General features: G+C 58.9%; 11 protein-coding genes. 4 read left to right on the top strand and 7 right to left on the bottom strand.

All coding sequences use genetic code 11. The features are described 5' to 3' along the window. Positions 1 to 38 precede the first annotated feature (38 nt). The 7 genes from Q1K07_RS18410 to speB form a co-directional block, all read right to left on the bottom strand. On the bottom strand, positions 39 to 782 hold the full coding sequence (locus Q1K07_RS18410; RefSeq protein WP_300314432.1) for an MBL fold metallo-hydrolase: 744 nt from the start codon (positions 780 to 782) through the stop codon (positions 39 to 41). Then, a complete protein-coding gene (locus Q1K07_RS18415; RefSeq protein ID WP_300314435.1) occupies positions 779 to 1,561 on the bottom strand; it encodes a carbon-nitrogen hydrolase family protein in 783 nt (260 codons plus the stop codon). Before Q1K07_RS18415 ends, Q1K07_RS18410 begins: the two co-directional genes overlap by 4 nt. A 2-nt stretch (positions 1,562 to 1,563) precedes the next feature. After that, positions 1,564 to 2,901: a cytosine permease gene (locus Q1K07_RS18420; protein WP_300314438.1), complete on the bottom strand. Its 1,338-nt coding sequence runs from the start codon at positions 2,899 to 2,901 to the stop codon at positions 1,564 to 1,566. 51 nt (positions 2,902 to 2,952) lie between these two features. Further along, positions 2,953 to 4,593, bottom strand: coding sequence for a 5-guanidino-2-oxopentanoate decarboxylase (locus tag Q1K07_RS18425; protein WP_300314441.1), 1,641 nt, complete (start codon positions 4,591 to 4,593; stop codon positions 2,953 to 2,955). Next, the gene (locus tag Q1K07_RS18430; RefSeq protein WP_300314445.1) at positions 4,590 to 5,204 is read right to left on the bottom strand and encodes an HD domain-containing protein; all 615 of its coding nucleotides are present in this window, start codon (positions 5,202 to 5,204) and stop codon (positions 4,590 to 4,592) included. The genes Q1K07_RS18425 and Q1K07_RS18430 overlap by 4 nt, the downstream gene beginning before the upstream one ends. 75 nt (positions 5,205 to 5,279) lie before the next feature. Beyond that, positions 5,280 to 6,665 carry a YjiH family protein gene (locus tag Q1K07_RS18435; RefSeq protein ID WP_300314448.1) on the bottom strand — a complete coding sequence of 462 codons (1,386 nt, stop codon included), beginning with the start codon at positions 6,663 to 6,665 and terminating at the stop codon, positions 5,280 to 5,282. Positions 6,666 to 6,907: 242 nt separating this feature from the next. Next, positions 6,908 to 7,858, bottom strand: coding sequence for an agmatinase (speB, locus tag Q1K07_RS18440; RefSeq protein ID WP_300314451.1), 951 nt, complete (start codon positions 7,856 to 7,858; stop codon positions 6,908 to 6,910). 272 nt (positions 7,859 to 8,130) lie between these two features. Between speB and Q1K07_RS18445 the strand changes: the two genes are divergently transcribed. The 4 genes from Q1K07_RS18445 to Q1K07_RS18460 all read left to right on the top strand — a co-directional run bounded on the left by Q1K07_RS18445 (position 8,131) and on the right by Q1K07_RS18460 (position 13,158). Beyond that, positions 8,131 to 9,561: a sigma 54-interacting transcriptional regulator gene (locus Q1K07_RS18445; protein WP_300314454.1), complete on the top strand. Its 1,431-nt coding sequence runs from the start codon at positions 8,131 to 8,133 to the stop codon at positions 9,559 to 9,561. 160 nt (positions 9,562 to 9,721) lie between these two features. Beyond that, positions 9,722 to 11,116 (top strand): AbgT family transporter, encoded by a 1,395-nt coding sequence (locus tag Q1K07_RS18450; protein WP_300314457.1) that lies wholly within the window; start codon positions 9,722 to 9,724, stop codon positions 11,114 to 11,116. Beyond that, on the top strand, positions 11,094 to 11,825 hold the full coding sequence (locus Q1K07_RS18455) for a DUF1028 domain-containing protein (RefSeq protein ID WP_300314459.1): 732 nt from the start codon (positions 11,094 to 11,096) through the stop codon (positions 11,823 to 11,825). The genes Q1K07_RS18450 and Q1K07_RS18455 overlap by 23 nt, the downstream gene beginning before the upstream one ends. 79 nt (positions 11,826 to 11,904) lie before the next feature. After that, positions 11,905 to 13,158 carry an allantoate amidohydrolase gene (locus tag Q1K07_RS18460; RefSeq protein WP_300314462.1) on the top strand — a complete coding sequence of 418 codons (1,254 nt, stop codon included), beginning with the start codon at positions 11,905 to 11,907 and terminating at the stop codon, positions 13,156 to 13,158. Positions 13,159 to 13,204 lie beyond the last annotated feature (46 nt).

Consider the following 13,204-nt stretch of genomic DNA (forward strand, 5'->3'; position numbering starts at 1 on the left):
GGAAATCTCATGGGACGTCGTGGCTGGCCAGTAGGACTCTAGAGTTGGTGAGCCCGTAGCCAATGGTCGATCAGTTCATGCAAGCGCTGTCCCGAAAAGCTCGGAAAGTGTCCGCCATGAACCGTGCGTACAGGCAGTGCATTCAAGCGGCGCAGGCTCGCGGCATAATCCTGCAGATTGCTGTGGTAGGCATCCTCGATCAGTTCTCCGTCATAGATGATGTCGCCGGAGATCAGGGTGGCGGTCTCGGACTCCCATAACGTGATGCCTCCCGGGGAATGACCGGGGGTATGGATAACGCTGAACCGGCGATCGCCGAGGTCGAGAATATCGCCATCCTCGAGCATCCTGACCTCAGGCGGTGCGGGAATGTGGTACCCACTGTGCGAGTAAGGCTCAGGAGGCAGCGCATCGAACATGCTGTCGTCGAGAAACTGGCTGGCCAGGGTTCTCTTGTTGTCGGGCTGCCGCAGGATATCGGCCTCATCGCGGTGCACCAGGCAGCTATCGAATTCATGGGCGGCGCCAATGTGATCGAAATGGGTGTGACTGGCCACCGCCAGAACCTCCCGCTCCGCTAGCAAGGCAACGCTCTGACGCAGGGGAACGGCGCCAAGCCCGAAGTCGACGACCAGATCACGCTCCCTACCGCGGACATGCCAGATATTGCAACGGTAGAACGGCTTGATCGCGGGTTCATCGATCAGTGTGATGCCATCTGCCAGGTGTCTGGTGCGATACCAGTTGCGTGCCTCTCCTCTGGAAACATGAAAGTGCGTCATGTGGCTAGCTCCGGCGTGGATCGCAGGTCCCGCAGATAATCCTGTTGCTTGCGGCTCTCGGTGATGCGTTCAAGGTCGATATCGACGATCAGCGTGCCTGGCTCGGCACCCAGCAGTCCGAGAACCTCTCCGTCCGGGCCAGCAATGAGGCTATGCCCGCAGTAATGCAGTTCGTCTTCCTGACCGGCACGGTTGATGCAGGCCACGAAACACTGGTTGTCCATCGCACGCGTGCGGATCTGCAACTGCTGGCGTTCTGCGTTGGGCACCATGTTGGCAGTAGGCGAGAGAATGATGTCGGCGCCACGTTGGGCGAGTGCGCGGGCCATCTCGGGAAACTCGTTGTCGTAGCAGATCATCAGTCCCAGGCGGCCAAGGCGGGTGTCGACCACACAGAGTTCGTTTCCCGGGGAGAAGAACGCATGTTCACGATCCCACAGCTGGCGCTTGTGATAGGTGGCTTGCCGCTGGCCCTGGTCATCGAACAGCACAGCGGCGTTAGCCAGGCTGCCATCGGGCTGGCGTTCGGCAAGCCCGACCAGCAAGTGCAGTCGATACTGATGAGCCAGTGCTGCGAGCCGGGCTGATGTGGGACCATCAATGGGCTCGCTGAGGCTATCCAGCTGCTCGAAGATGTTGTACCCGCTGATGCCTAGCTCAGGGAGGGCAACGAGGTCGACATTGGCGTTCACCGCCTGTTCGCACAGGCGAGCGATGTCGGCAAGGTTGGCTTCGATGTTGCCGCGTTCAGGAAAGGTTTGAGCCAGCAGCAAACGCATGATCAATAATCCTCTTCGCTATGGGGCACGGCCGATGGGTGGCGAACGAGCAGTGTGCAGCCGAACCAGTAGATGGCACCAGTGATCACGAAGACGGGCAAGGACGCGCCAAAGGAGAGGGGTGACACCAGGGTCCAGTAAGCGGCCAATGCTGCACCTGAAAGATAGGCGCAAATGGCTATCTTGGCAGTGGGACGCCCGAGTTGATGACGGGCCTTGAGCAGCTCTGAGCTGTAGCCGGCCTTGCCCAGCAGGAAGTAATCGGCAATCACGACGGCAAAGGCCGGAATGAACAGGGCTCCCACCAGCAGCAGGAAATTCTGGAACTGGTCGAGTATGCCCGGGATCAAGGCACCGAAGACGGTAACCACGCCGATGATCAATGCCGGTTTCCAGAATGCCATGCCGGGGGAGACATTCATGCACGACATGGTCGCGCTGTAGACTGCCATGATGTTGGTGGTCATGACCGAGAAGAACACGACCAGTGCCGCCGGCAGGCCGAATCCAAAGCCGCTCAGCAGGCGGGTCGGGTCGTAGGTCTGCGGCATGCCGGTAAGCACAGACAAGCCAGAGACTACAGCACCGAGCCCCATGGCGATCATCGCTGCCAGCACATAGCCGCTGTAGGTTCCCCAGATGGCGATGCGACCGCTCTTGCAGTTGCGGTTGTAGTCGGCAGAAGAGGATATCCAGGAGAACGCTGTGGCGACCACGATATCAAAGGCTATCCCCAGGGTGATGCCATTGCGGGACTCTATCGGCATGTCCAGCAATGACGTTACGTCATAATGGCGATTGAGCTGGTACAGCACGATGGCAGCAAGTCCAACCATGGCTAGTGCCGCCCAGCGTTCGACTTTCTCGATGCCAAGGTGGCCGCGCAACACGACAAGGACCACGATCACTTCGCACAGTATCGTCATCAGCGGCAGGTTCGAGTAGCCGGTGGCAGACGAGATGGCATAGTCCAGACTCATCCCCGCCAGCAAGGCCTGAATCCAACTCCAGGCAATCAGTACTGCCATGTTGATCAGCGAGATCACTTTGCTGCCCAGGGGGCCATAGGCACGACGGGTCAGGGCCATGGAAGGCAACCCGGTATGCTGCCCCATCAGGCCGACCAGCAACAGCGGGACGGCGCCGATCAGGGAGCCCAGCAGCACGGTGCCCATGGCGGTCATGAAGGGCAGGTCCGGTACCAGCAACATGCCCGTCAGAATGGTGGTGACGACGACATTGGCACCGAGCCACAGGAACACGGTGCCAAAGGCCCCCAGGCTTTTACTGTGGTGTGCGTCCAGCGTGTCCTGTCCGAGCACACGTTTGATGATCGTCATGCTGTTGTCCCTTGAGTTGTGATTATGAGAAGGACGGACATGTGTAAATCGCTATATCGCGACGGCCTCATTCCAGGCAGCTGCATCGATCTCGATCAATAGTGGGCCATTGACAGGCCGGTGTGTGATGGCTCGTGCAAGTCCTTCGGGATCACCAACCCGGGTGGCGCTACAGCCAAAGCCCGCAGCCAGCATCTGGAAGTCCGGGGCCTGGATGTCCACACCGAGTCGGGTGACGCCTGCGTTGTCCATGTAGCGGCGGATTTCCTCGTAGCCCTGGTTGTGCCACAGCAGAATGATCACCGGCAGTTGCTCTTCCACCGCACAAGCCAGTTCCGTGAGGGTAAACATCACGCCGCCATCGCCGACCAGTGCGACCACAGGCAGGTCCGGGCGACCGATGCAGGCGCCCATGGCGGCCGGCAGACCATAGCCGAGGGTGCCGTAGCCGGAAGCGGAGTTGAAATAACGCCTGGGATGAGGCTGGCTGACCAGATGGTTGCCGGCATACACCGTGGCACAGGAATCGCCCACCAGCACTGCTTCGGGTAACACTTCCTGCAAGGTGTCGAACAGAGGCACATAGGCAGCGAAAGCAGGGTCATTGGCCAGATTCAGTGCCGTCAGCGCGGCCTTGGTGCGTGCTTCTCCTCCTCGCGACAAGTGCCGGTTCTGGAAGCGCTCTGCCAGGGCGACCAGGGTGAGTCCAGCATCGGCCACCATGGCCAGATCCGCTTGATGATTGCGAGCGAGTTGTTCGGCATCGATGTCGACGCGGATCAAGCGTCCGCCGAGGGCAAAACCATCATCGAACACCACGTCATAGTCGGTTTCACCGATCTCGGTGCCGAGGGCCAGCACCACATCGGCTTGCCGGGCCATGTCGCGTACAGGCGGGAAGGAGGCATTGGGGCCGAGGTCGAGAGGATGGTGGCGACCCAGCAATCCCTTGGCATTGACCGTGGTCACGGTCGGTGCATCCAGCGCCTCCACCAACTGGCGTGCAGCCTCGGGGGCCGTCACACAGCCGCCACCCAACAGGACCAACGGGCGCTCGGCCTGTTCGAGCCATTGGCAGGCCTGATCAAGCGCCTCGGGAGACGGGGCCGCCTTGGCCAAGTGGCAGCGTTGCCAGTGACGAGGTGGAGTCACTGGCGCATTGAACAGATCGATGGGAATCTCGATGTGTACTGGGCCGGGGCGTGCGCCTTCGAACACGGTAAAAGCTCGGGCCATGACTTCGGGCAGGGCATCTGCATCGAGCAGGGTATGGCTGAAGCGGGAAACGCCGGCCATCAATTGTTGCTGGCTGGGCAGTTCGTGTAGCCGGCCCTGGCCTCGGCCCAGTGTATCGGTGCGGTTGACACTGGAAATCACCAGCATGGGGATGGAATCGGCCAAGGCCTGCCCCATGGCGGTGGCGATGTTGGTCATGCCGGGGCCGGTGATGATGAAGCATACCCCGGGTTTTCCGGTGGTTCGGGCATAGCCATCGGCCATGAATCCCGCCCCTTGCTCATGGCGTGGGGTCACGTGGCGAATGCCGCTTCCTTTTCCATCTCCGGACGCTTTCTGGCTTCCACCCTCCAGGCCACGATAGAGTTCGACGGTATGCACACCAGGGATGCCGAAGATGGTATCCACAGCATAGGTGTCACGCAGCAGGCGAATCAGTAGTTCGGCACAGGTCATTTGGGCAGTCCTTGTGATGGAAACGCCGGATCTGGCGCAAGGCTATAAGGTTGGCGAGAGAAGATGCGCTGCACCATCGGCATAAAGTGGTCGAGTGGTCGTGAGTCGTACTCTGGGTCGAAAGAAGGGCAATCCCAGTCCCGGCAAAAGGCCTCGCAGTCGTCGAACCAGGGGTGGTCGCAGAAACGTTCTCGGGCATGTTTGTCAGCACCGAGTTTGTCCCAGTAGTAATACCCCTGGAATACATCGTGATGCTTGATGATCCAGTGGGTTTTCTCGCTGACAAAGGGCCTTATGATTGATGCGGCATAGGATGCGTGATCGAACAGCGCCAATTCATCACCGATATCATGCAGCAATGCAGCGACGATCATTTCTTCATCGGCACCCGCTTTCTCGGCACGGGTGGCAGTCTGCAGGCAGTGCTCCAGGCGTGTGACCTGGTAGGGCTGATGACCTTCGCCAAGCCGTTTTAACGTCGCCACGATGGTCTCGGGCAGTTCACGAAGATAGTTCTCATCATGAGCGAGGATGATTTGCCAGTCTTCAACCGTGCTGTGGTCAATACGGGTGAACGTTGCCTTGCCTGGAGCATGGGAGTTAAGGGGCATGCGGATCTGTCCTCAATCACATGAACGTTGTCTTTGATGATGCGACCAGGTCAGGGGCTGGCCGCTTTCCAGGTATCAGCCCACCAGCCAGTGCGCCATCACCACGATGATCGGCAGAGTAATGACGGTGCGCAGAATGAAGATGACCACCAATTCCCAGAACTTGAGCGGAATCTTCGATTTCAGCAGCAAGGCACCGATTTCCGACATGTAGATCAATTGGGTCAGTGACAGGCAGGAAATCACGAAACGTGTCAGTTCGCTGTCGATGTCCTTGGCCAGTACTGCGGGCAGGAACATGTCGGCAAAACCCACCAGGGTGGCTGGGGCAGCCTTGTCGGCTTCGGGCAGTCCCATCCACTCCAGCACCGGGACCATCGGCAGTGACAGCCAGTCGAAGATCGGAGTGTATTCCACCAGTACCAGGGCCACGGTACCGATGGCGATGACGATCGGCAGCAGGCCAAAGAGAATATCGGCGACGTTGAACAGTGCGGTGCGCATCAGCTTCATCGCACCTGGTGCGGTACGTGCTCGTGCCACAGCCATGCCGAGGCTGTAGCGCAACAGGTTCTGTTGACTGTCATTCTCTTCGCGAATCTGGCACCCCACTGGCTCATAGTAGGTGTTGGGCTTGCGTGAGAGGGGGGGAAGGCGTGGCACGATCACCGCCGCCACCAGCCCTGCCACGACCACGGTGAGATAGAAGGGAATGAACAGGTGGTTGATCTGGGTGAAGGTGGTCACCAGCAAGGCAAAGGCAATCGACACGATCGAGAAATTCGTGGCGATGGCGGCGGCTTCACGGCAGTTGTAGAAACCTTGCTCGTACTGCTGGGTAGTGATCAGCACACCTACGGTGCCGGAACCCATCCATGAGGCCGTAGCATCGATGGCGCTGCGCCCTGGCAGGCCGAAGATCTTGCGGAAAGGAGTGCGTACCAGGCTACCGACGAATTCCATGAAACCGAAATCGACAAGAAACGGCAGCAGGATGGCGGCAAAGAAGAAAAATGTCACCAGCACCGGGGCCAGGTCATTGAGCATGACGCCACCGGTGAAGTCGGAGTTGATGAACTCCGGGCCGATGTGGAAGTAGGTCATGACCGCGAAGATTGCCCCGATGATGCGGGTCACCAGCCACAGCGGAGCGACGTTGAACAGCTCTTGCATGGCCTTGTGCTGTGCCCAGCGGGGTTGGCTCAGGGACACCAGCAGAGTCATCAGCGCAGACAGGCATAGCACGCCGGTGGCAATAGCGGGCAATGTGCTTCCCAGGGCTGCCTTGAGCCAGTCGGCAGCCATTCCCATGCCGATATTGATCGACTCTTCCGTGGAGATAGGCACGAGAAACAGCAGAATACCGAAGAGAGAGGGTATAGCGAACTTGAGGACCCCGGCCGCGTTGATGGGAGCGACATCATTGGCCAACTGGTCGGCGGAATGCAGTTGCGAAGACATAAGCGTTACTCGTTGATCTTGTAGTGTCGGGGCATGGCTTTTCGCGATGCCCTCATGGCCGAGGCTGCTGACAAACTACTGCGCTCGATCATCCAGCGTTAAAATTCACCTCAAAATGCTCATTTACGGCTTGTAAACTGCGCTTTTCGGTGGATTTTGCCTTGCCTGATCGTCGCTCGTGACCTTTGTCAGCGCCTCGGACCCTGCCATGGCAGGGGCTGCGTCATGCCACTCAGGAACCCTCAATCGCGGCGCTTGACGCCGGGCAGCACGCAGAGCATCTCGTAGAGCAGCGTCGCGCCCATCAGTGCGGTATTGCCACTGGGGTCATAGGGCGGCGCCACTTCGACCAGGTCGCCGCCGACAATGTTGAGTCCCCAGGCTCCGCGGACGATTTCCAGTCCTTGCTGGGCGGTGAGCCCTCCCATTTCCACAGTACCTGTGCCGGGAGCCACGGAAGGGTCAAGGCCATCGATATCAAAGGAAATGTAGACAGGACCATCTCCCATCTGCTCGCGAACTTCGGCCATCAGCGGCTCGAGCGACTTGTGCCAGCATTGTTCGGCCTGCACGACGCGGAAGCCTTGCTCGCGGCACCAATCAAAGTCTTCGGCGGCATAGCCGGTGCCGCGCAGGCCAATCTGCACGACGCGCTTGCTGTCGAGCAGGCCCTCTTCCTGGGCGCGGCGGAATGGGCAGCCGTGGGCCACTTCTTCACCGAACATGTGCTCGTTGACGTCAGCGTGGGCGTCGATATGGATAAGCCCCACCGGGCCGTGTTTCTTGGCAATGGCACGCAGGATTGGCCAGGTCAGAGTATGGTCACCGCCCAGAGTCAGCGGCACGCAGCCGTGACTCAGAACTTCATCATAGAAGTTGCTGATGATGTCGAGGTTCTTGGGCAGGTTGAAGGTATTGATCGGCACATCACCGATATCGGCGACCTGCAGACTATCGAAGGGGGCCGCGCGGGTGGCCATGTTATAGGGGCGCAGCATGCGTGATTCATCACGGATCTGGCGCGGCCCCAAACGGGTTCCTGGGCGGTTGGAAGTACCGATATCCATGGGAATGCCGATGAAGGCAGCATCAAGGCCTGCGGCAGTGTCTTGAGTCGGCAGACGCATCATGGTCGCGGGGCCGCCAGAACGCGGCATGACATTTCCACCCAGAGGCTGATTGAAATCGTTCACAATGGCTTCCTGCTTTCGAATGGCTGTTGTCGGGGTATCTATTGTCGAGATTGTCGTCAGGCGGATCCAAAGACACTGGGACTACGTCTGACACATGGCTTCGTTTCTGCAACTTGTATTGCAGAAACCATGCCAACCCTGAAAAGCCTCTGCTGGTGCCTGTTTCCAGCTGTCGCCAGGGCATGGTGATTCATTATTGAATTGCTATGGCGTCAGAGGTGATACAGTAATGAATTGCTGATGCATTTTTGAATCGCTGTGAGAGAATCGTTATGGGCGCTGATATAGAAGATCTCATCCTCCAGACGATCATTGATACTGCGCATGACCACTTCTTCATTGTCGAGGCCAGTGGCCGTATCCGTGACGTCAGCCCTGGTGCGGCCGCCGTGTATGGTCTGTCGCGGGAAGCGCTATGCCAGACCACTGTTCAGCGTCTTGAAGCGGAAGGCGTGCTGCGCCCTTCCGTCAGCATGGAAGTCTTTCGCACCGGGCAGGCTGCTCAATTAGTGCAGCAGACCAGTACAGGACGAACGGTGATTGCTCAGGCGCATCCTGTTTTTGATGGCGATAGGCTGGTCGCTGTCGTCAGCCGTTCCATGGACCTGACCGACCTGCAATTGCTGCAGCAAGAATATGCCCTGTTGCAGCAACGCTTCAGCGAGCACATCAAGCTTGGCCATGGTCTTGGCCAGGATGCCGAAGACCTCGAAGCGGCACTGGGAGACCTGGAAGCCCATAGTCCCGTGATGCGAGAGGTTGCCCGCCTGCTGCGTCGCGTGGCGCCCACGGATGCCACGGTATTGATGCAGGGCGAATCCGGTGTCGGCAAGACCGTCTTCGCGCGCTTGTTGCACCGTTGGAGCCCTCGTGCCGATGGGCCATTCATCGACGTGAACTGTGCCGCCATTCCCGAAAGCCTGTTTGAGTCGGAAATGTTTGGTTATCGCCAGGGAGCCTTTTCGGGGGCGGCACCGGGTGGACGTGTGGGGCTGATTGAGCAGGCGGCGGGAGGTACGCTGTTTCTGGATGAGATAGGTGAGCTGCCGCTGTCAGTGCAGACCAAACTGCTCAAGGCCATTCAAGATGGCCGCATCACACGCCTGGGCGATACGGAATCCCGTCGTGTCGATTTTCGCCTGGTCGTGGCCACTAATCAGGATCTGGCACAAAGTGTCGAGCAGGGCCAGTTCCGGCTCGACCTCTACTACCGGCTCAATGTCATACCGGTCACTCTGCCGCCCCTGCGCGAGCGGCGCGAGGAAGTGCCTGCCCTGGTCGAGCGACAGCTGAGCCGCCTCAATCAGCGTTATGGGCGTGACAAGATACTCGATCGTGACGTGTGGCAAGTGCTGATGGGGCATGACTGGCCGGGTAATGTACGCGAACTGGAGAATGTGCTGGAAAGAGCCTGGCTATCCAGTGACGACGTGATTCACGCGCGCACCTTGAACGTCGAGGGCCAGAGAAATACCGCTGATGATGATGTGCCGAAACAAGCTGATCTGGATTCTGTCGGGGCTAGCCTGGCGGAACATGAAGGGCTCAAGGAGGCCCTGGCACGTACCGAACGCCGCATTCTTGCCGAGTTTTGCCAGCAATTGCCTTCCACTTACGCGATCGCTGAGCGCCTTGGCATCAGCCAGCCCAGTGTCGTGCGCAAGCTCAAGCAGCATGGCCTGGAGATTCAGAAGAATCGCTGAGACTGGCGCTATGGAGAAGTATCTGAAAGCGGAAAGCTAGCCACAACAGGGCTTGTTCTGAGAATTTATCATGATAAATTAAGCGTGCCATCCTCCCGGGTGATGCGCTTGCGGTCATGCCTGGGAAATATGGGCGACTGACTCCAACAAGGACAATGCTATGAGCGCACAAGACCAGGTATTGAACGAACGCAAGCGCAAGAAGTGGTACCAGGCAGTACCAGATCCCATGGTACTGATTTTCCTGATCCTGCTTGCCACTTATGCGCTGACCTTCCTGATTCCGGCGGGAGAGTTCGAACGGGTCATGCTGGATGGGCGTACCCGGGTGGTGCCGGACTCCTTTCACTATCTCAATGATGTCGCAGCGATTTCACCTTTCGATATCTTTGTCGCGATTCCCAGGGGGCTGAACGAGGCCTCGCTCTATCTTTTCATCGTGTTCATCGCCGGAGGGTTGTTTCATATCCTGCAGCGGACGGGAGCGCTGGAAAATGCCATCGGGGTAGCGGTGCATCGTGCGGGTGTCGAGCGCCGCAACCTGATCATCACGGTAGGCACTTTCATCTATGGCTTCTTCGGCGTGGCCGTTGGCTTCGAGAACAATATTGCCCTGGTGCCGATAGCCGTGCTGATTGCGAGCGCCGTGGGCTGCTCCAGTCTGGTGGGGACCACCATGGCGGTAGGAGGCATCGGGGTGGGCTTCGCCTTGTCTCCGATCAACCCCTATACCGTAGGTGTGGCACAGGGCATTGCCGAGTTGCCGACTTTTTCAGGGGCATGGTTGCGGGTTCTGCTTGTGGTGTCGGCGTTGGCCCTGCTGTCGTTCTATATCTGTCGCTTTGTCACCCGAATGGACTTCGAGGAACCGGCCAACGCTGAAGCCATGAGCAAGTCGCTGGGTGAATACCATCTTTCAGGGCGAGACAAGCTGACGCTTGTTGTCTTTGGTGGTGGCCTGGTCGCGATGCTGGCAGGGGTCTTCACCCAAGGATGGTACATCAATGAGATCGCTGGCATGTTCCTGCTGATCGCCATCCTGATCGGGATCGTCAATGGCCTGTCCGCCAACGAGATCGTCAAACAGATGATGGAAGGTGCCTCCAGTGTGACAGCGGGGGCGTTGGTGATTGGCCTGGCGGCATCGATCCAGGTCATCCTCAAGGAAGCCCAGATCATTGATACCATCGTCTATGCGCTGAGCGGCCTGATCCAGGGAATTCCTGCTTCGCTGTCGGCGATCATGGCCAGTGTGGTTCAGGGCGTGATCAACCTGTTCGTGCCATCGGGCTCTGGCCAGGCACTTGTCACCATGCCGATCCTGATTCCTGTGGCGGATCTTGTCGGGATGAGCCGCCAGTTGATGATCACTGCCTTCCAGATCGGTGATGGGCTGACCAACCTGATCGTTCCCACCTCTGGCGGTACGCTGGCCATGCTGGCGTTGGGCAGGGTGTCCTACGAGAAGTGGTTGAAGGCGATCCTGCCGTTCATGGTACTGGTTTACCTGCTGGCCTGGGTGGGGCTTTTCATTGGCCACCTGGCTGGGTATTGATGCCATGACACTGTCATTGGTGCATGTTCATCCAAGTAGCGGGACTGTTGCTGCACTGACTGCCACTGGCGGTGTCGCCGTGGGTGGGTATGTCCATCATGTCTGGCGTGGATTGGGTGCCTGCGCGACCCAGGGGCTGGCGACCAACCCCTGGTATCCCGAAGGTATTCAGCGTGCTTTGGCTGACGGCCATGGGGCCAATGAGGCACTGAATGGTGTGGTGCAGGAAGATGATGGAGCTTCGCGGCGGCAGTGCCTGGTGATGGATGGACAAGGCCAGGCTGCAGTACACCACGGAACGGACAATGTCGATGCTGTTGCCGCCTGCCTGCGTCCGACAGTCGCTGCAGCAGGCAACATGCTGGCAGATGCTGCGGTCGTCGATGTCATGGTCGACGCATTTGCCATGCAGACATGCCACAACTTCGAGGCAGTGCGCCTAGGCATCTCTCCTCCCGATTACCGCGAAAATTACGCATCTAATCTGCCAGAAGTACTGCTCCATGTTCTGGGTAGGGCGCTTGAGGCCGGTGGAGACAAACGAGGTGTTCGTTCCTGTGCTCTGCGCATCGAGTCTTTCTCGGCGGCTCCCATTGATCTGCGTGTGGACTGGTGTGAAGGCGACCTTGTCGCCGAGCTGAGAGCCTTGATAAGGCGTGTTCGTGCAGCGGAATTTTCGACTTTTCTCTCTTCTTTGCCGATGCGTTGAACCGGCATATCCAATCTCAGTATACGGAAATAGGTGTCCTGTCCTCCGCAGTGAGGACGGGACACCGGATGGAGTTTTTATGACGACAGTAACGACTGACCTGGGGCATACCTTGCTGCAACGTCTGGATGAGGCCGCCCAGCATTCTGAGCCGGGCCCGGGAGTGACCCGGCTATTCTGTTCCGAGCAGCATCGCGGTGTCTGTGAGGTGATTGCCGGTTGGATGCGCAGGGCTGGCCTGACTCCTGAGCTGGATGCCTCAGGCAATCTGGTAGGCCGTTGTGCTCGGGCTCAGGCGGGTGAGAAAACGCTGATCATGGGGTCGCATCAGGACACCGTGGTGGAAGGCGGTAAATACGACGGTATGCTGGGTGTTGCTCTGCCGTTGCTGGCCCTTGAAGCCTTGCAGGAAGCCGGAGTGACATTACCTTATGGCGTCGAAGTCGTGGCGTTTGGTGACGAAGAAGGTACCCGTTTCCAATCGACCTTGATCGGTAGCCGTGCTTTGGCCGGTACCTTCGATGCTTCGAGCCTCGAGGCCAAGGATGCTGATGGCATCAGCCTGGCTAAGGCGTTGCAGGACTTCGGCGGTGAACCAGAAAACATTCCTGCACTGGCACGCGAGCCGGATTCAGTGCTGGGCTTTGTCGAAGTACACATCGAGCAAGGACCGGTGCTCGAGCGCCGAGATCATGCCCTGGGGGTCGTCACCGCACTGACTGGCATCGAGCGCCACCGTCTGACTGTGTCAGGCAAGGCTGGCCATGCGGGAACGACGCCGATGCCTGGGCGCCGTGATGCGCTGGTCGGGGCCGCCGAGATGATTCTGGAAGCCGATAGGGTACTGAATGCCACCGAGGATTTCGTAGGCGTGGTAGGTAAGCTCGATGTCCGGCCCAATGCGGTCAATGTGATTCCCTCCGAGGTAACCTTCACCCTGGAGCTGCGTTCTCCCCGGGCGGAAGTGCGTGCACAAGGGCGTGATGCCATTCTGACGGCCTGTCGTCGACTCGCCGCGGCTCGGGAACTGGAGGTGAGCATTGAACAGACGTACTCGGCTGAAGCCGTGGACTGCGCTGCCTGGCTGATAGAGGCTTTGGGAGATGCCTGCAGGGCCATTGGCCAGCCGGCTGAGCCGTTGTTCAGTGGTGCTGGCCATGATGGCCTGGCGATGTGTGACCTGACGGATATTGGCATGTTGTTCGTGCGTTGCCGGGATGGGCTCAGCCATCACCCCGATGAAGCGATCAGTGCTGCGGACGGGGAGGCGGCCACCCGAGCGTTGATGCAGTTTCTTGCCGACCTTCCATCGCGGGTGGGGATTTCCGCCTAGGTGACTCCTGGCCTGGGTGACTTCTTGCCTGGGTTATATCTTGTTT

This window comes from Halomonas sp. (assembly GCF_029263665.1).
GTDB lineage: Bacteria > Pseudomonadota > Gammaproteobacteria > Pseudomonadales > Halomonadaceae > Halomonas.